Here is a 21,524-nt window from a genome sequence, read left to right on the forward strand (position 1 = left end):
TCTTATCTTATAAATATTGTTGTTTCTTCTAAGGTTTCTGCATTTATTGCTATAATTTTGGTGACCTTTTGATTATCCTTTAGCCTAGGAAACTCAACAGTTTCCCAAATATTATTTGGTCTTAATTCTGAACCTAAAACTACCCTTACCTCTCCAGAAGCTTGATTTGCATAAGATGCAGAAACATCCTCCCAAATTTTGATTATTTCTGGGTTTGAACTATCCCAAGTTGGCATATCAATATTCTTACTTGAAATTAATCCTTCTAATGTAGTTCCACCTTTACTTTGTGCTATCTCAAGGGCTAAATCCTGAACTCCTATTCCCTGAGATGTTCTACCAGACCAGAAAAAGGCCGTACTCGATTCAGTTTTTAAGTAATCGGCTATTTCATCAACTCTATTAAATTTTATCAATGCTTTTCCAACTAATTCGGAAAAGAAAAATATTTTGTCATCAATAATTTGTCGGTATTCAGTTGGAATTCCGTTACCTTCTGGCATTTTCAATTTTGTTGCAAATATTCTAAAGTTAGTGTATTGAGCGAGCAGTATTTCCCTAATGCTACTTTTAGTTTTAATTAAATCTTTAGTGGCTTGAGGAATATTTCTTACTACATTTTTTAGCCCAACAGCCCCATTTTTTAGCCCAACTAATGCCATCGCACCGTTGTAATAGTTAATTGTCTTGCCTAGGTCGCTGTTTGGGTCAATATTAGCCGCATTCAAGTAAATGTTTCCTGCGGCACCGACTACTTCGGCTAAAGCCCATAGCCTTCGTGCCCAATGTACTTTTGTTGCTAATGCAGTACCACCACTTCCAATTATAGTAGCGACGTCGATTGTTAATATAACTCCGGTCTCAACAGCTTTATTGAATTCTTTTTGAGACTTATATTCTAAAAATATTGCTGGGACAATATATCGATCTTCGCCTACAGGTTCTATGCCATTTATAGCTGTGGTAACTAATGGTAAATTGTTATTTGTAATTATGATAACAGGATCTAGAGGATCAAGTTTTACAGTTTCGAAGTCACTGTCTTTTGCCCAAACAGGTACTACAGAGGCTGATGACAAAACTTTTAACCATCTGTCGATCTCAATTTCATTATTGTCGTTTAATTCACCTTTGAATTTTGCTGAATTCAAAGAAATGACGAAGCTTCCTACATGAGGGAAATCAAAGCTATACGGCGACAATGAAACTACTTGTCCTAGTAAATCTGGGTTGTCTATTGGTTTAATTCTATCTCGCCAGACTTCTGGTTTGAGATTGTAAATAGCGAGTAACCCACTAATGAATGAAGTAAAATTATCACCATCAAAGGGGTTTATCGACCTGTCATTAATTTTGCTAATTAGGTTTAATAGTAAAGTATTTTTATTATCACTACCTTCCAATAAAGTTAAGAAGTCAGAATAATTACTGCTATTTATGGCGGCCATCAATCTTAAAAGACCAATCTCGCTTCTTTCTTTAATTTCATCTGAACTGCCTAATTGGCTAAAAACTTTACTTAAATTTTCCCAACTAAGTTGTCTCAAAGTAGATAGACATATCTCTTTGTCTACTATTAAGGAAAGCATTTCCTCATCAGTGTAAGGTGTTTTACCGAAAAGAGTGTTTAGTTCCAGTAAATCTGCAGCTATCTTTTCTTGAGTACAGATATTAGAATTGGCGTCATTTTGAATTAGTGAGGCCAAAGAATTTGTAATAAAGCAAGATGGATCAGGACTGAAAAACGTTCCAGTTTTTTTATTATAAGATGTTTGCCATTTGCCACCTAATTGAGAAATTAATTCTAATACTGGTAATTGTACTGAATTCCATGAAATAGAATTGTACAAATAATTACATCCATCATTCTCCAATTTGTAGGAGATATAAACGTTTCCTGATGTTTTGTATGTTATTGCTCCTGGAAATTCTTCTCCCTCTTTTGTAGCATAGTTAGTGAAAACACCATTGTTGAATCTGGCTCGATAAGTTTTGACTTTCTGCCAACTTGTTTTTTCTACATCAGTATACTCATAGATGCTTAATGAATAGATTGTATATTGATAGCTAGTGGAAATTCCATTAATAACAAATTTGTTGGCATCATTAATGGAAATCTCATCAATTATCTTTCCAGAAGGTTCAATACCGACTGCCGTATCTGAACCAAGGTCAAAGGATTCTATTTCGACGAAAGTAATTGCACTTTCACTATCCTCATCATCCTGAAACAAGCCAAGTTGCAAGCCTTTATCACTCATTTTGGCCCAGTTAGGATAGGCGAGTTCGGTACCTTCGGCATAATCCATTAACCAGGTTGCCGCTTTGCCAGAATTATCCGGGTTATCACCGAATGGGTGGCCTAATGAGAATACTCCATGCCCTAATTCGTGTGCTGCAACAGTAGCCACGTTATCTTTGCGCTCTAGACTATTATCATCTCCTAAATGTGCTTCAAATAAAAAGCCCCACTGACGTGTTTTGGGCATAAAGCCACTTAAGGCTTTAGTTACCGATATGGAACCGTCTATTACAAAAATATGATAGGCTTTGCTGTCATAATTATCAAATTCATTTTTATAATAGTCTTTGATAGCGCGTAATTCTTTAGGGTAATCTGAAGCAATACCACTACCATTATAATCTATTTGTCCGTTATCAACATCAATGTCCCAAACAGATTCTGGTATCGTAATGGTTTGCGAAGGCCCCACTACTTTAAAGTTACCTGCAGCAACCTTATAAATAGCGTCTAATTTCGTTTGTAGATCGGCAATATCATCGGCTCCATTTACAAGAACGACCTGCACTTTAAGTTCGGGTTGTTTTTTAATATGATGTATAAAGAAACTACTCAATACATGTTGCTTACCATCACTATCTTTATAAGTTATAACCGCTTCTTCATTTACATAAGAATTCTTGCCTTTTACCTTAATAGTATAACCATCTCCGTTTGGTACTGCCTCAATTTTTCTACCAGAAACCGTTTTAAAAATCAGACTATCGGTATTTATGTAGTTACTACTATTGATTACTTTTACTATAAAGCTATCTTCTGCTTGTCCTTCTTGAACCGCTTTGTGTATAGGGTAATAATGTCCGCCACCTTCAATGGTTACTTTATGGTATTGATCTAACTCAAGCGTATTATCAGCTTTATCTAGACCATATTTTGTGACATTGTTTATAGATTCATAAATAAATGAGATAGGATGTTTACCAATAGTATATACAGATGGGTTGCTTACATTATGATCACCACTATCTGAAATACCATAGGTGTTTGCGGCGGTTGCGGGCCCTCCTTCTGCTGGCTTACCTGTATTGGTAATACTACCATCTGGGTTAATGGTAAACTCTTCACCCGTACTGTCGGTAATGGTATATACATCATTGGTGTCATAGTCATAGGTATGTTGTTCGCCATTTGGATCTGTAATAATAATTTGCCCGTTTTCTGTATCAACTGTAATATCATCCTGATCGATATCGTAATCTAGTTGAATGATATGATCTCTGTCATTACCGGTAAATACATCTACAACATCTTCAAATTCATCAATCACATCATCTATATCTAGTATATTACTCCAGGTTGGGTCATATATAGTTTTAATTTCGCCACTTACAAATTGATAGTCTGTATTTACCTGAATGGTGGTGAATTCTAAGGCTATTTTTATGTTTTTTAGGAAACCAACCGTAGTATATCCTTTTCCGGTAAACGAACCAGCACCCGATACTTCTTGAATTTTGACGTTAAAATCTCCCGCTTTAATAACATCACCTACCTGAAGATTGTCTAACAAGGTTTGATTAGAAATATCTATACTCGGCTCTATACCACAATTGTAATAAGCTTCGGCTTCTTCTGCCATAGTCGTAAAAGAGGTAGGTAGGGTATACGACAGCGTTCCATCTAAACAATAACCACCGATACGCCATTCGTACATAGTGTTCGGTTCTAGATCAATTACTACAAATTCTTCTCGGTTGGTATCATATTCAAACCAAGTATTGGTATTTGCAGTACCTGTGTTGCCATCTTCATCAATAGCTTTTCTGTATCCAATACGATAGTTGATGTTATCGATGTCTCCTTGCCATCTGAACGTCGCTGTTTTTGTAGAAACTTCTTCTACCGTTAAACCTGTAGGTTCAGCACAATTACCTTGATAGGTAAAAGCGAAAATTTCACTAAAACCATTATTTGCAAAAAGTCCTACTTCATCAGCTCCAGAGAGTGCAATGGCACGTACACGCCATGCATAGCGTTTTCCTTCTAAAAGCTGTGGTTCTGCCAACCCGTATAATAAAGTTGTGGCACGTGTTCTTGTTTGGTAGAGTGGTGGAGAAGCAACAAAGACAGCCTGAGGATCCATAGTATAATCCCATATTTCCACTAGACTAAATTCGTATTCTACATTGCTTACATTTATGTGACGAGGTGTCCATTGAAAAACAATATTTTGAGGATTCATAGCCTCTAAATTGATATTGTTCTGCGGTAGGTTTAGCAACGGGGGCTCATTTAAAAATAGGAGAGCATTGGTGCATGATTTGCTCGAAATACGGTTACCCGACAACACATCATACACTTCAAAACAAAACTGATATAAGCCTTCGGGTAAAGCATTCGCATACGCTCCGGCAGAAATGCCTTGTAAGTTTTGTAACTCGAAATAAGGTGCTAAATCAACAGTACCTAAAGCTAAGGGAATACCTCCATCTATAAAAATAGGTTGTGCGCCTATAACAAAATCTCTACTCTGCGCATTGATACCATTTCCTTCTACATATAGTTTCAAACGAATTTCTCGATTCGATACCGTAAGGTCGGTAAGTAATAGTTGTAAGCTGATGCGATCATTAATAGTATTAGTACTGGCATAATCTGAAAGATATACTGGTGGAGGTGGGGTCACTTGCGGTATGGCCTGTACTGGAAATGTCTGTGCCCAAGATTGTAATCCTATTAAAAATAAGGTTGCAATTAGTAATGGGTATATGAGTTTCTTGTGCATATTAATCATAGTTTACTATGTTAATGTCTTTTTCTGATGCATATTTTGATGCCTCTTCATCATAGAACGCTATTAAGGCTAGTTTTATTTGTGCTGAAATCTGTGCTTCACTTTTGTTATTGTTTTCCATCTGTGTCACTTCTTTAAGCATACTTCCTTTAAAAATATGAAGATCATTTAATACCTGCTGTTGTGGGCGTTGTAATTGTTTTAAGATCCAACTATGGTGCATAAATACTTTTTTAGCTTTATCTAGTGCTTTTTCTTTTGTTTTGTATTCAGGATGGTCTTGCTGTAACTTATTTAATTCGCCCCGAGCTTCAACATATTTCTTTTCAAATTCATGATGCGCCTGGGTAATATCGGTTGCTAAATTTTGAACTGCTTTAGTTACCTTTTGTTGATATACTTTTAAAGATTCATTAAATGCATTATAGACTTTTAAGTAATCTTCAATAGTGTCTTTGAATGTTTTTATGTCTTGTGTATCTGAATTTTTCACATTCTGATATTTGTCTATTACATCTTTTTTTGTAAGCGCATCTAAATAGTCAAGATTGATACTACTATGCAATGAATCTATATATTTTATGATGCTTGAAGGTGTCCCATCTAACTTATGCCCTTTAAAATTTATTCTTAGAAGTGGTTCTGGTTGTCCTGTTTTCTTTACTTTTTCTGGTTGAACTCTTTCTATAGTTCTAGTTCTTTTTTTTCTGTTGGTAAAAGTATATGCATATCCTAGTGTAGCTGTAAAGTCATTCGCACTACTCAAAGTTTCAGAATTACGTAAAAGCTGAATAGCATTTAGGTTAAAATTATGATTCTCTTTATATCGATAATTGGCACCCAATCTAAAATTCATAACATCACCTTGCTTTTCGCCATCGGTAGTTGTAGTATTATAGGAACTAGAAAAAGTAGTTCTCAATTGTTTGTCAAAAAATTGTTTTGATATCGCTAAAGTAGGACCTAGAGTAGCGGTTTCTAACCCGCCTATGGTACTATAGGTAGAGTTAAATGCTCCTGTAACCGATAAATTATAATCAGTAAAGATGATATTATACGCCAAATTACCATTTAAGAAATCTGAATCATTTTTTTGAACATCTACTAAAAAAGCATCTTGTTTTTCGTTGGTATTTTGATACGAGAAATTAAGATTTAGTGTATGTCTTTTTTTCTTTTGTTGGATCAGATTGTAATTAATATTTAAATTAGCATTCTGTGATATTTGTGTAAAGTTTAGGGTGTCTAAATTATCGAAAGGACGTACTTCATTAATGTAATCAAACTGATTTTTAATTTGAGTTTGGGCCCTAAAATTTGAATAGGAACCGTTTAATGTTAGCTTATCACTTGCACGATAATTTAAATTTACGGCGCCCACCAATCTACTTAACTCACTTTGTTTTTGATTGTCTAGATCATCGCGTTGCAAACCAGCATTCAAGTTTATATTGAGTTTATTGCTGAATAGTGTTTGTCCAACTTTAACGGTAATGTTTTCGAGATCATTATTGAAATAGTAAGCTCCTAAAGTTTGGTATTGAGGATCTACACGCTCATAACCCACACCTATAGACCCAGTACCAACAACATACGATAGATCAGCATTAAATGCAGTATGATAGGTTGTTGTTTCTCTATTGTTAAATAGGTTAGCAAGTAACTTAGTACTTTTTGTTGCTACCGATCGTACGTCATTCGTTAAGGCACTAGATGCATACTCAACATTTAGTCTTCCTTTTTTCAAAAATTTTACCTGACCCTCTGCGCTTAATACTAAGTTTTCTTTTGGAGTAATATTTAAATCATCAGGAACTATCTGATTTAAGGAATTCAATTCATCTTTAGCACTAAAAACCGTTAATCCTACACTGTACCCTGTTTTTTCGTACCCTGCTTTTAAACCATATCCCATTCTTTTATAGGAAGGTAATGCCTCGGGTTGGCTAGCATCATACTCACGATTTCTAACTAATCGACCATACATGGCACTAACTTTAAAAGGCTTGTTAGGTGTTAAATCAAAACCCAACCCTGTAAACTGATGGCCATTCAAGGTATAGGGAGAAAAGCTCATAGCGACATCGCCAATATGCGCAGTTATCCACTTATAAGAAGGATGAAGACTTAAACGATTTATTTTAAAAGAGGGCTCATTAAAGTTGAATTGTTGATTTGTATAGGAAAACGAAACTGGAATATTATAAAGTCCATATACGTTAGCGTTAATACTACCATTTAAGAAATATGTAAAATCTTCTCGATTTGCAGTACCATCATAAAACACAGAATTAGCCGAAATTCCACCAGAAATAGATAGTGGTTTGGCTTTTCCGAGGTTGTCTAGCCTTTGCGCATGAATAACGCTACAACAAAGACATAAAAATGTTAGCGCACTTTTAAAATTCAATGTTCCCCTTTTATTTTAACAATCTCCTAGTGTATCAAATTTAACGTTTCTTTAACAAGTTAAGTATCTAAAAAATGAAAGTTATTAGATTTAATTCACAATAATTTTTCTGATGGTTGTTCCTTTGGGGGTTTCTAGTATTATTAAGTAAGTTCCGCTAGGCAGGTTTAGGTTATAGTCTATTGAGTATTCATTTTGATTTTCTAGTATTTTAGCATGATTTACAGTGTTAGCGATAAGGTCTATTATTTTCATGCTAATAGGTGCCGCTTGTTGTAGTTCAACATCCGCTTTGAAAGTACCATTACTAGGGTTAGGATATACATTAAAAGTTTTAATAAAAGTAGTTTGCTCGTCTTGTTGTGTTCCGAAGTCGGTACGTTGTTGTACGATGATTTCTTTGGTGAGTGTTGCAGTACATGCTCCTTTAGTTGTCGTTAGGGTTACGAAGTAAGTACCTTGTTGGGCGAACTTTATTTCGGCATAATCTTCATTTTGTGTTACGATGGTTGTACCTTCAGAGAAGGACCAGGTTACGGTTTCTGGTACTGGATTACTTACATCTACTACTACAATTGTTTCATCGACGAATGTTTGTGTTGATACGAGGAAGTCAGCTGATATTTCTTCGTTTGAAGAGCTGATGTTGATGGTGTCTGTTGCGGTACAACCATTAGAATTTGTGATAGTAAGGGTATAAGTGCCATCATCAGTTAACTCAACAATAGGCGAAGTACTGATAAATCCATTATCACTAGTCCAGTTGTAAGCAGCACCTAGATCGTCTATGGTTGCATCGATGGTGTGTGATTGCCCTAAACAAAGTACACGATCTTCACCGAGGTCTAGGGTAAGAAGTTCAGGATCTTCCATAACGAAACTTTGTAAGGCAATACATCCTTCGTTATCGGTGATGGTTACTTCGTAGCTACCCGCTGCAAGATTAGTAATAGCAGCAGTGGTAGCACCAGTATTCCATAAATAGGTATAGGGTGCATTTCCACCCGATACGTTCAGACTAATAGCACCATTCGCATCACCATTGCATAAAGGAGGATTGATGGTACTTTCTACAGTCATCCCATCAGGTTGAATGACTTCAATACTTTCTTCTAAACTACATCCGTTAGCGTCGGTAACTACCAAAGTATAGGTTCCTACGGTGAGTCCAGTGATATCTTCAACAATGTCGCTATTGTTCCATAAATAGGTATAGGGAGCTGTACCTCCAGAGATGGTTGCATCGATGGCACCATCGGCACCCGACTGACAACTCACTACGCTGGTTACTACCAAGTCAATAGCTAAAGCCTCAGGCTCAGTAAGTGTATACGACGCACTTTCAGAGATTCCGTTATCATCGGTTACGGTAAGCGTATAGGTTCCAGCAATAAGATTAGAAGCTACAGCCGTAGTTTGGTTAATGGCAACCAAAGTTCCATTATCATCGATAAACCATTGATAGGTATAGTCAGACCCTGTAGCAAGTACTCCACCAGTTACGGTGGCTGTAAGGACACCATCACTACTTTCAAAACAAGAAACACGCTGAGTTTCCTCAATAAGGATTCCTATTGCATCAGGTTCTAGTAGTACAAAGTTTTCAGTGGTGATACAACCTGTGTTATCGCTTGCCGTAGCAACATTGGTATCACGTACGGTAAGGGTATAGGTTCCTTCTCCTAGATTGTCAATATCTTGATTCGTAGAAAGCACTACACCATTAGTATCTGTCCATTGATAGGTATATCCAGCAGTTCCTCCACTCACGGAGATATCGATACTACCGTTAGTAGCTCCCGCTGAATTAGGATCAATAAGATCAACGAGTTCAATAGTTAAAGGCTCATTAGGTGCTGTGAGTTCAAAAGATAGAAATACATCACATAGGTTTTCATCAACTACAGAGAGATTATAAGTTCCAGAAGGTAGATTAGCAATGTCTTCACTGGTACTAATGACAGTACCACTACTGTTTGTCCAAATAAAGGTATAGTTACCCGTTCCACCAGTTACGGTAATATCGATGGCACCATCACTACCACCAAAACAGCTGATGTTGGTTAGATTCTCTACTACTTGTATCGCTATAGGGTCGTTAAGTGTATAGTCGAACTGAGCGGTATCACCACTTCCATCAGAAGCAATCACGCGATAGGTAGCTGCACCACGATTGCTAATGACTAAGTCTGTCAAACTAAGCGATTCAAAGACACCATTGTTATCAATAAACCACTCAACGGTATAGTTACCATCTCCACCAAAAGGTTGTGCTTCTAACTGCCCATCGCTGCTTCCAGGGCATGATATGGAGACAGGTTCGATAATAGTAACAGAGAGTGGTTGTGGTTCAGTAAGACGCTGTGTTATGGTTGCTGTACAACCATTATCATCGGTTACCAGTAGGGTATAGTTACCATCGGTTAAACCGGATATATCCTGATCGGTACCTACAGTACTACCACTTTCATCTGTCCATAGATAGGTGTAGTCACTAGCTACAGTTCCACCCGATACAGATACGTCAATAGCACCATTAGGACCATCTACAGTTGTTGGATCAACGACGTTGTCGATGGTAATATTAATAGTGCCAGGTTGTGTAATCACTACAGAGCCATTAACAGTACAGCTATTTTCATCGGTTACAGTATAAAAATATTCACCGAAGGGTAAATCAGTTCTATTGGCTGATGTAATGGTAGTATCGTCTGTCCAAGAGATGGTATAAGCGCCGGTACCACCACTAATGACAAGGTCGATAGTTGCATCAGCAACACCGTTACAAGAGATATTGGTTTGTGATGGTGTTACAACTAACAGATCAGGTTCAGTAAGTGTATAGGATTGAGTTACAGATACACTTTGGCTATCGGTTACAGTTATCGTATAGGTACCAGCAGGAATATTTGCAAGTTGTTGATTGGTTGTATCATTGTTCCAGAGATAGGTATAGGGTGCACCATTACCACCGGTACCTTGTGCACTGATAGTGCCTGTGTTCCCATGACAATCGATAGCTTGTATTTCTGTAAACTGTACAGAAAGTAGTGGTGGTTCTTGTATTGGTGTGGTAGCTGGATTAGGAGCAACAGTACAGCCATTATCATCGACGACGGTTACACCATAATCACCAGGTGCTAGATTGGTTATTTGATTAACGGTTGTGGTAGTATAGGCAGCCCCATCTCGTGTCCAATTATAGGTTAGATTACCCGTACCACCTGTTACAAATACAGAAATACTACCATCATCGGCATCATTTTGTGTGATTTGCGATATGTTATCAAAAGCTACGGTAAAGGCTATTTGAGGTGCATCAATTGCTATAGTAATAGGTGTTTGTGCAATACAACCAACAGCGTCTCTTACGGTAAGTGTATAACTACCTTCACCAAGTCCAGAAAATGTTGGAGACGTTTGCCAAGAGCCATCAACTCCATCTTGTATAGAATATTCGTATGGAGGTGCACCATTTTCAATATTTGTAAAATTAATAACTCCAGTTGATTGACCATAACATAGAACATCTTGTTTAGTATAAGAGAATGTGATAGGATCTACAGGTTGAATTACAAACTCTGCGCTTTGTTCGGCTGAATTGGCTATTTCTGGGTTGTTTGGGTCAAGTTCACTATCGGGAGGATTACTATATTTAGAAATCCATCGTAAACGATAGCGGCCTGGTTCTAGAAACCCGTTTGCAGGAGAATAGGTAAAACCGTTACCAGCGTTGATATCGTTACTATCTAGTATGTCAATATTACTACTAAGATCATAGTAATCAAATTCGCCAGAAGGAGGAATATCTGGATTGAATTTTTCTAGATAAAGTAACATACGTTCATTCTGAGTAGCATCAAGAGCTCTATCAAACTGCGCTACAAAATTACCATCATTAGCATCAAAACATGTAGGCTCAACAATACTTGGTGGATCTTGAACTAGTTGAGGAGAGCAATCGATAATGGAGAATATAAAGGATTCACCGTAATTGAAATCTTGGAGCATTACATACCTTAATTGTAAGTTTCCAGTAAAATAGTTTTGATAGTTAGCACCAAAAATTTCTTCAATACTTTTATTCAAAGGAAATGTGTTTACAAAATTGGGTATTTGTTGAAAGCTACCGTTATCATCTTCATAGAACCAAAAGCCACCTACATTTGCGAGCTCAAAGGTTTGGCCATTATATGAATCAAATAGTTTCTCTTCTGGACATGGGTCCGTATTTAATGGTTCCATTTCTGGTATCAAAACTGATGAATAAGTGGCAGGAAAATCGTTGCAATCTGTTTCACATGTTACGGGATCTGGACCGCTATAAGTATTAACAAAAGTTGAATATGGAGTTAATGTTTCATTAATTTCTTGAGTACACGTCCAAGAAAATTGACCACAAGGCCCATTACAATCATAACTTGGGTCATCATTATATCCTTCTCTAAAAAAAAGTCTTACATCTATTTCATCGGTTGTTATATCATATTCACCTGACTCATGAGATATTTGATATTGATATTGATAATCACCGTATCTACAATCTGCATCGGCTTGAAAATCAAAAGTAGTTCGTTGAGAATAGACATATAATTTACTTTGTGAAAAAGAGCAAAATGGAATAAAAATAAATAATAAAATAATTAACTTTCTCATGATTAATTTTTGTGCACTAATAATTATATATTAATGTCAAATACTAAAATGAAGAAGTTGAAAATTATAGCTAGACTCAGAATAAGAGCAAAAAACATAACTTAAATAGCGTTTAAAAAATGTTTAAACCTAAAAATACAATTCCCCTTTTTGTATTGTCTTGTAAATATATAGATTTTAACGTTTTGTTAACAGAATTAGTATAGAATTACAAAAAAGCAGCGTCTTTAGGTTCCCATAATTCTATTTTATTACCATCTAGGTCAATAATCCAGCCAAATTTACCGTATTCAAATTCTTGTATTTCATCTAGAACGGTTACACCTTCTTTTTTTAATTCTTCTAGTAATTCTACTAAATTTTCCACACGATAATTAAACATAAAATCCTTTTTTGAGGGTTCAAAATAGTTAGTGTCTTTTTTAAATGGGCTCCATTGCGTAGAACAGTCATTCCCTTCTTTATCTTTCCACCAAAAAGTACAACCCCAATCATCAGTGTTAAAACCTAAATGTTTTTGATACCAATCTTTAGCTGCTTTAGGATCTTTGGTTTTAAAAAATAATCCACCAATACCCGTAACTCGTTTTTTCATATCTATTACCCGCACAGGCGGGAATCTTATTAAATTAAACTTAACTATTTCTTTACTGCCTTTTCGTAGGTTTTAATCCACTCATCTGCCGTCATTTTCGATACAAGCTCACCTATGAGATCATAGGGAATTTCCTCGATGTGCTTAAAACGAATACAACTTTTCCCCATATCCAATTTACGTTTACTATGTTTTGGATACTCAGCAACAAACCAATCTAAGAGTTTTTTGTCTGCATAAATACCACTATGATATAAATTAATGGAGTTTTTTTGGGAAGCTACATTCATAAAAGGTAAAGGTAATTTTGTGTCGCAATGATACCCGGCTGGATACTTTGAATGGGGTACATAGTAACCAATCATTTTGTAATTGATGCCTTCTTCAAATCCTTCTGGGAGGTTCTGTAAAATTACTTGGCGTAATTTACTTACTGCAGGCTTTCTTTCTTCGGGTATTTGCTCAATGTAGTTATCTACTGAAGTTGCTTCATATTGCATACGCTATAATTTTAAGAAGATTTACGTTGTAATACTAATGATGAAATTAATGAAATTATTAATCCAATCATAAATACTGTTAAAAACATCAGCGAGAAATTCATAAAAGGTTTCGAAAACAGTTCTTTTTCTTCTTCCATTTGCTTTAATTTGGTTTGAAGTGCTTCGCCTGATAATGTTTTGCTCACTTGCTCTACAGAATAATTGTAATATTTTGTCATAAATTCTGGATTGATATATTCGACATATATTACATTATAAAGGCCAAACGTTACCGATGCAAATAAGGTGATAAATAGCCCTATTACAAGTCCTTTTCCAAAAGAAAGGAATCCATTATTTACCTGATCTCTAAAATGCTTAATACCAAAAAAAACAAACGATAGTGAAACTATGATACTGGCATAACCATAAACTTCTTGTGTGCTAAAGTCTAGGTTTTGTAAAAGTAATGTGCTAATAAGGAATAAGAAAACAATGGCTAGTGCACTTCTAATTCCGTATTTAATAATCGTATTTTTCATTTTTATAAAATTTAAGGTACCACAAAAGTATCATGGTAAACTAGAATTAGACTCATACGAAAGTACTAAAACACTACTACTTTAGTTTGAAAACATTAAAACGGAAGCAATTTAAGCTCTTTAGATATTTGTATTGCTTGCGTTCTGCGTTTTGCATTTAACTTCACAAGAATGTTAGAGACATGCGTTTTTATGGTGCTTTCAGAAACAAATAGTTTATTAGCAATTTCTTGATTAGATAACCCTTTGGCAATCTCGCATAATACCTCGTATTCACGGTTGCTAATATTGAGTTCCTTTATTTTTTTATGATTAACCTCTTTTTGTTCCGGTGTATTTTTATGTAAGCTTTTTTTGTTGATATAAATACCAACAAAGAAGAAAACTAGTGCAACAATGGCAATAATTATTTCAATAGAAGTATCTCCAGAAAGATAGGTGCGCTTGCTTATTTCAAAGAGTATGAGCAAAGCGACAATTAAAAGTCCGAAAACAAGAATTGTCTTTTTCATGCTAGAAAGTTAGCAAAATTTTGCTTTTACTTTAGCAACGATGGTTTGTGCGAGTTTCTCTTTGCTTTCTAGCGTCCACCCAGCTACATGCGGTGATAATATTACGTTTTCAGAATCAATGAGATATCGAAATGCTTCTGGCATCTCGACTGCGCTCGATGTGACATCTTTTTTAAATAGATTTTCAAAAGAAGTTTTCTCATACTCGAGTACGTCGAGTCCGGCTCCTAAAATTTTACCTGATTTCAAGGTCGTAACAAGATCTTCAGTTACTACCGATTTCCCACGAGCTGTATTTAGTAACCAGAAAGGTTTTTTAAAAGCATTGATAAAGTTTAAATTGACCATATTGATAGTCAATTCGGTTTGTGGTGTATGAAGACTTACTACATCTGCTTTTTTTTGGAGTTCTTCAAGTGTTACTTGTTTACAATTTTCATCACCTACATTGGGTTTAATATCATAGCAAAGTACTGCTACTTCAAATCCTTGTAATTTTTTAGCAAATGCTTTTCCCATATTACCATAGCCAATTAATCCTACCGTCTTACCATCGAGTTCTAAGCCACGATTAGACTCCCGTAACCATTGTCCTTGTCGTACCTCCTTATCTGCTTTATTCAATTTATGAAATAAGGAAAGCAGCATGCCTAACGTGTGCTCCCCAACGGCATTTCGATTGCCTTCTGGTGCTGCTATGAGCTCAATTCCCTTTGATTTGGCATACTCACTATCTATGTTTTCTAATCCAGCACCAACACGACCAATAAATTTTAAGTTTTTGGCTTTACCGAGAAAAGTTTTATCTAAAGTAAAACGGCTTCTAATGATTATGCCATCATACTCTACAATCTTTTGCTCAATAACTTCCTTACTGGATGTATAATCTTCATGGCATTCAAGGCCTAGATTTTCTAGTCCAGATTTTAAGAGATTGTGATTCGTGTCTAGTAGGAGTACTTTCATTACTGTATTTTTTGTCATTGCGAGGAGCGAAGTGACGTGGCAATCTTTTGAAGAGATTACTTCACTTTGTTCGTAATGACGTTTTAAGACAAAACACCCAAAGTTAACAAACTTTGGGTGTTTTTATTTTAGCTTATTCGTTATGTTTTATTATCCGTTTAATGCTTCTGCACCACCAACGATCTCTAGAATCTCATTAGTAATAGCAGCTTGACGCGCCTTATTATACGTTAATAATAAATCATCACGTAACTCTGTAGCATTATCGGTTGCTTTATGCATCGCTGTCATACGCGCTCCGTGTTCAGCAGCAAAAGAATCTCTAACAGCTTTGTATAATTGTGTCTTTAATGATTTCGGAATTAATCCTTGAACAATCTCTTCTTTAGAAGGTTCAAAAATATAATCTAAGTTTACATTTGCATCTTGCTCGGCAGGTACAATCGGTAAGAATTTTTCAACCGTTGCTATCTGTGTTGCGGCATTTTTAAACTTATTATATACTACGACAATTTTGTCATAGGTGCCTTCTACAAAATAACTCATAAGTTCTTCGGCAATAGTAGCAGCATTAGCAAAAGTTAACTCATCAAAAAGAGCACTTTTATTTGCAATGACATTATACTCTTTTGATAAAAGATCGTTTCCTTTTTTACCAATTGCATAAATATCAACCTGTTTACCATCAAAATCATTCGAAATTGTCTCAATAGATTTCTTTATGATTGATGAATTAAATCCACCACATAAACCTCTATTCGAAGTTACTGTAACAACAAGTACCTTATTTACATCACGTTGTTCGGTAAAAGCACCTCCAAGATCACCATCTAAAGTAGCACTTAGATTCTGTAATAACTCAGTTAATTTGTTTGAATATGGACGCATAGCAGTAATAGCATCTTGAGCTTTTTTCAATTTTGCAGCCGATACCATTTTCATAGCACTTGTAATCTGCATCGTTGACCCGATAGATGTAATCCTGTTACGTATTTCTTTTAAGTTTGCCATATTATTTTTAAGTATTTAGTATTGAGTACTAAGTATTGAGAAGTACTAACATCTCAATACTCAATACTAAAATCTTGTTAAGCATATTTAGCTGATAATTCTTTTGCAGCATCTTCAAGAACGGCAATGGCATCATCAGTCAATTTACCCGCTTTTAAAGTGTCTAAAGTATCTCTATGTTTTGCATTTAAATATGCGATGTAATCCTTTTCAAATTCTTTTACTTTCTCAACAGGAACATCTCTTAACAAGTTCTTAGAACCTGCATAGATAATAGCCACCTGATCCTCAACAGTAAATGGATCATTCTGCGCTTGTTTTAAAATCTCAACATTACGCTTACCTTTTTCAATTACATTCATGGTCGCAGCATCAAGGTCAGAACCGAACTTCGCAAATGCTTCTAATTCACGATATTGTGCTTGGTCTAATTTTAACGTACCTGATACTTTTTTCATTGATTTTATCTGGGCAGAACCACCAACACGAGATACCGAGATCCCTACATTAATTGCAGGACGCACACCAGAGTTGAATAAATCTGATTCTAAGAAAATCTGACCATCTGTAATCGAAATTACGTTTGTTGGAATATATGCAGAAACGTCACCTGCTTGTGTTTCAATAATAGGCAATGCCGTTAATGAACCACCACCTTTTACTTTACCTTTTAAAGAATCTGGAACATCATTCATTTGTGACGCAATGGTATCATCATTGATCACTTTTGCAGCACGCTCTAATAATCTTGAGTGTAAGTAGAATACATCACCAGGATAGGCTTCACGTCCTGGAGGTCTTCTTAATAATAATGATACTTCACGATAGGCTACTGCTTGCTTAGATAAATCATCATAAATAATTAGAGCTGGACGACCAGTATCTCTAAAATATTCACCAATAGAAGCACCTGCCATCGGGGCATATACTTGCATAGGAGCAGGGTCTGATGCATTGGCAGCAACAATAGTTGTATAGGCTAATGCACCACGTTCTTCTAACATATTGGCAATAGCAGCAACCGTAGAACCTTTTTGACCTATGGCAACATAGATACAATATACAGGTTCACCAGCATCGTAAAATTCTTTCTGATTTAAGATGGTATCAATAGCCACGGTAGATTTACCAGTTTGGCGGTCACCAATAATTAATTCACGTTGACCTCTACCAATAGGAATCATGGCATCAACAGATTTAATACCTGTTTGCAATGGCTCCGTTACAGGCTCTCGGTAAATAACACCTGGTGCTTTACGCTCTAAAGGCATTTCATAAGTTTCACCAGAAATAGGGCCTTTACCATCGATGGGTTCACCTAATGTATTTACAACTCTACCAACGATACCTTCACCTACACGTAAAGAAGCGATACGCTCAGTACGTTTTACGGTAGCTCCTTCTCTAATTTCTGTTGATGGGCCTAATAATACAACACCTACATTATCCTCTTCAAGGTTCAATACAATACCTTCTAGACCACCTTCAAACTGAACAAGTTCTCCATAGCCTACATTCGCTAATCCATACACACGTGCAATACCGTCACCTACTTGTAATACTGTTCCAACTTCATCAAGTGTTGCTTTACCTTCAAACCCTGAAAGTTGTTGTTTTAGAATCGCTGATACTTCAGCTGGTTTTATTGTTGCCATTTTATTGATTTATCAATTTTTAAACTTATTTTTCTGTATAAGTTTTTATTTATTAATTGTTTCTTTTACACCTACTTGAAATACTTTATCATATCCATTAAGATACATTTGCTTTAAGATTTCTGCGTAGATATCATCTCTATTTTCGATAGCTTTGTTATCAAAGCTGACATATGTTTTTTTACCATCATATCCTTTAATTAAAAGATCTTTTGAAAGACCTGTACTAATGCTTACACCTAAAACTTCTTTCTCTTTAGGAGTTACAGTTGCAATAATAACATCTTCAAAATCTATTAAAACAAGAGAGGTTAATTTTGGATCTTTATTTTCTGGATTCTTTAGTTTAACGTAACAAGCAATTTTTTTTGTAGCGATTTCGGTTACTACACCATCAATACTATTAATATCAAATTGAGAGATCCATTCATTAGATTTGCTTTCATTCGCAGCAATAGCATCATACATTTTCTTGTCTTTTCTTTCAGTTTTAGAATTAAAAAAAGAAGTAATAATATCTGTTTTTATACCCGAAGAATCGAAAAATTTTAATTCATTTTGAATGAATCCTGCAATCATTTTTTTTGGATTAAATGTTAATCCTGGTCTAAAACTTACTTCATTAGTAACTGTGCCTTCTGGATTAGAAACATTGACCCAAAGCTCAGTTAAACTTGATGTTGCTTCACGACCACTAAATTCTAGTTTCGCTAAAGTAGTATCTTCCAAATCTTTAAAAAGATAAATTTCACCTTCGGTAGTCATTTTAGCAATTTCATTTCCTCCTAGTAAAATTGTGTTTTTCTTAACCTTAAGTTTTTGAGAAAAACCCACTAAAGAAAAAGAAATAAATAATAGCACAAATAATTTCCTCATGTCATTAAAAATTGGGTACGTATAAGTTATCATCAAACTCTCTACGTAAATTGTTCATTTTACCAGAAATACTTGCGTCATATTGTTTGTCTCCTACTTTTAGTATAAAACCTCCAATAATAGAAGGATCTACAATATTCTCTAAAGTAACTTTTTTACCTACAATAGCTTTTACTTTAGCAAGTACTTTTTCTTTTAAAGCATCAGTTAAAGGAACTGCCGAAGTAACCTTCGCTACTTGCGTACCTTTATGATGATCATATATAATAGTATATTGTTTCGCTATATTTTCGAGAATAGCCAATCGTTTGTTTTCTAATAACTGATTAATTAATCCTTTAGAAATATTATTAATACCACTAAAAATCGCCAGTAAAGTGTCTTTTTTAGCACTAGCTTTAATGACAGGACTATTCAACATTATTTGTAAATCTTTTGCACCTTCAATTGTATTTGCAATTGACAGCATATCTTGATTCACCTCATCAGCTTTTTGCATGTCTATAGATAGGTTTAACAGTGCTTTCGCATATCGTATGGCTGCTCTAGTATCTTTCATCAGTTCAGTCCTCTAAAAAGTGATTAATTCAATTTAATATCACCAAGCATTTCTTCAACAAGGTTTAATTGCTTGTCTTTGGTAGCAAGTTCTTTCTTAACTACTTTTTCTGCAATATCAATTGAAAGTTCAGCTACTTGGTTTTTAAGGTCAGTAATAGCTGCTAACTTTTCATTTTGAATTGTAGTCTTAGCTTGCTCAATTAATTTACTAGCTTGTTCCTTAGCTTCTTCTTTAGCCTCGTTAATCATATTATCTTTAATCTCTCGGGCTTCTTTTAACATGCCATCTCTTTCAGCGCGAGCTTGTTTTAAAATCTTTTCATTATCAGATTTTAAATTTTCCATTTCTTTACGCGCTTTTTCCGCTTCAGCTAATGCGTCTTTAATAGAATCTTCACGTTCGCTTACTGCTCCTAAAATAGGTTTCCAAGCAAATTTTCTTAAAATAGTTAATAAGATTAAAAAAGTAATTGCTGTCCAAAAAACGAGTCCAAAACCAGGTGTAATTAAATCCATTTTATTTTCTATTTTTTAATTTAAATTTTTAAAAATATAGAAGCAACCAACCGTTACTTCTATATTTTTATTTTTGTTTACCCTTGTAAGAAAGCAACAACAACACCAAATAGTGCTACTGCTTCTACGAAGGCTGCTAAAATTAATGCAGAAGATTGAATCTTACCGTGCATCTCAGGTTGACGTGCCATAGCTTCCATAGCTTGTCCACCAATTTTACCAATACCTAAACCAGCTCCGATCGCTGCTAAACCAGCTCCAATAGCTGCAATTCCAGTAATAGTCATAATATAAAATTTAAATTAATTAATGATGTTCTTCTTCTGTTGCCATACCAAAATATAGGGCTGACAAAATTGTAAATATATATGCCTGTATTGCTGTTACGATAATCTCTATTACCGTAATAAATAATGTAAAACCAACCGATACAGGCGCCACTAAATACGATTTGAATACAAATATTAACGACATTAAGGCAAGTACAATTACGTGACCTGCTGTAATATTCGCAAACAAACGAATCATTAGTGAAATTGGTTTTACAAACATTCCAATAATTTCTATTGGCATTAAGAATATTTTCATTGGTACTGGCACACCAGGCATCCAGAAAATATGTTTCCAATAATTTTTATTACCGCTTAGTGTTGTTATGATAAAGGTGAATACTGCTAACGTCATTGTAAAAGCAATATTACCACTTAAGTTTGCTCCGTTAAAAATTGGAATCAATCCGAAAATATTATTGATCCAGATAAAGAAAAAGATTGTTAGAAGGTATGGCATGTATCTTTTATACTTATGCTCACCAATCATTGGTTTACCTATTTCATCCCTCACAAACACTACTAAAGGTTCTATAAAACCAGCGATACCCGTTGGTACTCCGTCTTTAGATTTTCTATAACTTCTGGCTGCAGTAGTAAATATTAGAATCAACAAGATAGCAGAAACAAAAAGCATTAATACATTTCTTGTTATCGAAATATTGATCGGCTTTTTTGCATTAGTTGGATGATGTTCAGTGTCAAACGCTACGGTTGTTGCACCATCATTTAACTGATATATTTTTTCATGAATTTTTACAAACTTACTACCATTGGCCTCAACAATAACTTTACCTTCATCGTCATGGTGAAAAGCGGAAGACATAAAAGTTGTTAGCCCATTATCTGTCCATAAAATAACTGGTAGTGGTATTGATACTGCATGTCCATTCCAATCCCAAAGGTGAAAACCATGCGCATCTTTTACGTGATGCAAGATCATTTCTTTAGGATCAAATTTTTCTTCTTCTTGTGTAGAATTTTCATCCTTATCAGAAGCGAAACTTACCATTGAAAAAGATAAAAATAATCCTAGTAAAAAAGTTCTAAAGATATTGCTTTGCATTACTTATATAAATTAAAATATATGTCTCTAAAAATTCGGTGCAAATGTACATACATTATATGAATTGACAAACAATATTTAGAGGATTATTTTACGGTAAAACAAATGAAGCTTTTTTACTGATTTTCAGGCGTGTTGTTTTGTAAAAACTTACTAATAGAGAAGACTTCTAGACCGAGAAAAATGAAATAAAGAATAAAGAAATTGAGAATATCAGGTTTCTTGTTTTTAACATCTGAAAGTATTAGAGGCAAAAGAAAAATAATAGCCAAAATCATCTTTATTAGTGTGGCTATCATGAAGGCATTAAA

Annotated in this window: 15 protein-coding genes; all 15 read right to left on the minus strand. The window is 35.0% G+C overall.

Going from position 1 to position 21,524, the window contains the following annotated elements:
- Window positions 1–2 precede the first annotated feature (2 nt).
- Window positions 3–5,027, minus strand: a complete 5,025-nt coding sequence (locus AC1EUY_RS03555) for a hypothetical protein (RefSeq protein WP_480194122.1) — start codon at window positions 5,025–5,027, stop codon at window positions 3–5.
- A 1-nt stretch (window position 5,028) separates the two neighbouring features.
- Window positions 5,029–7,446: a TonB-dependent receptor gene (locus tag AC1EUY_RS03560; RefSeq protein WP_480194123.1), complete on the minus strand. Its 2,418-nt coding sequence runs from the start codon at window positions 7,444–7,446 to the stop codon at window positions 5,029–5,031.
- Window positions 7,447–7,536: 90 nt separating this feature from the next.
- Window positions 7,537–12,102, minus strand: a complete 4,566-nt coding sequence (locus AC1EUY_RS03565; protein WP_480194124.1) for a T9SS type A sorting domain-containing protein — start codon at window positions 12,100–12,102, stop codon at window positions 7,537–7,539.
- Between the two features lie 208 nt (window positions 12,103–12,310).
- A complete protein-coding gene (locus tag AC1EUY_RS03570; RefSeq protein WP_480194125.1) occupies window positions 12,311–12,697 on the minus strand; it encodes a VOC family protein in 387 nt (128 codons plus the stop codon).
- A gap of 44 nt (window positions 12,698–12,741) precedes the next feature.
- On the minus strand, window positions 12,742–13,197 hold the full coding sequence (locus tag AC1EUY_RS03575; RefSeq protein ID WP_480194126.1) for a DUF1801 domain-containing protein: 456 nt from the start codon (window positions 13,195–13,197) through the stop codon (window positions 12,742–12,744).
- Window positions 13,198–13,208: 11 nt separating this feature from the next.
- Window positions 13,209–13,721, minus strand: coding sequence for a DUF4199 domain-containing protein (locus AC1EUY_RS03580; RefSeq protein ID WP_480194127.1), 513 nt, complete (start codon window positions 13,719–13,721; stop codon window positions 13,209–13,211).
- 95 nt (window positions 13,722–13,816) lie between these two features.
- Window positions 13,817–14,233: a response regulator transcription factor gene (locus AC1EUY_RS03585; protein WP_480194128.1), complete on the minus strand. Its 417-nt coding sequence runs from the start codon at window positions 14,231–14,233 to the stop codon at window positions 13,817–13,819.
- Window positions 14,234–14,242: 9 nt separating this feature from the next.
- Window positions 14,243–15,199, minus strand: a complete 957-nt coding sequence (locus AC1EUY_RS03590) for a 2-hydroxyacid dehydrogenase (RefSeq protein WP_480194129.1) — start codon at window positions 15,197–15,199, stop codon at window positions 14,243–14,245.
- Window positions 15,200–15,349: 150 nt separating this feature from the next.
- A complete protein-coding gene (gene atpG / locus AC1EUY_RS03595; RefSeq protein ID WP_480194130.1) occupies window positions 15,350–16,210 on the minus strand; it encodes an ATP synthase F1 subunit gamma in 861 nt (286 codons plus the stop codon).
- Window positions 16,211–16,287: 77 nt separating this feature from the next.
- Window positions 16,288–17,865 carry a F0F1 ATP synthase subunit alpha gene (gene atpA, locus AC1EUY_RS03600; RefSeq protein ID WP_480194131.1) on the minus strand — a complete coding sequence of 526 codons (1,578 nt, stop codon included), beginning with the start codon at window positions 17,863–17,865 and terminating at the stop codon, window positions 16,288–16,290.
- A 45-nt stretch (window positions 17,866–17,910) separates the two neighbouring features.
- Entirely contained in the window at window positions 17,911–18,741 is an 831-nt protein-coding gene (locus AC1EUY_RS03605) for a hypothetical protein (protein WP_480194132.1), read from the minus strand.
- Window positions 18,742–18,745: 4 nt separating this feature from the next.
- Window positions 18,746–19,300 carry an ATP synthase F1 subunit delta gene (gene atpH / locus AC1EUY_RS03610; RefSeq protein ID WP_480194133.1) on the minus strand — a complete coding sequence of 185 codons (555 nt, stop codon included), beginning with the start codon at window positions 19,298–19,300 and terminating at the stop codon, window positions 18,746–18,748.
- A gap of 23 nt (window positions 19,301–19,323) precedes the next feature.
- Window positions 19,324–19,818, minus strand: coding sequence for a F0F1 ATP synthase subunit B (locus AC1EUY_RS03615; RefSeq protein WP_480194134.1), 495 nt, complete (start codon window positions 19,816–19,818; stop codon window positions 19,324–19,326).
- Window positions 19,819–19,895: 77 nt separating this feature from the next.
- Window positions 19,896–20,105 (minus strand): ATP synthase F0 subunit C, encoded by a 210-nt coding sequence (gene atpE, locus AC1EUY_RS03620; protein ID WP_480194135.1) that lies wholly within the window; start codon window positions 20,103–20,105, stop codon window positions 19,896–19,898.
- Window positions 20,106–20,124: 19 nt separating this feature from the next.
- Window positions 20,125–21,213: a F0F1 ATP synthase subunit A gene (atpB, locus tag AC1EUY_RS03625; RefSeq protein ID WP_480194136.1), complete on the minus strand. Its 1,089-nt coding sequence runs from the start codon at window positions 21,211–21,213 to the stop codon at window positions 20,125–20,127.
- Between the last annotated feature and the right edge of the window lie 311 nt (window positions 21,214–21,524).

The organism is Maritimimonas sp. 2210JD6-3, assembly GCF_056591795.1.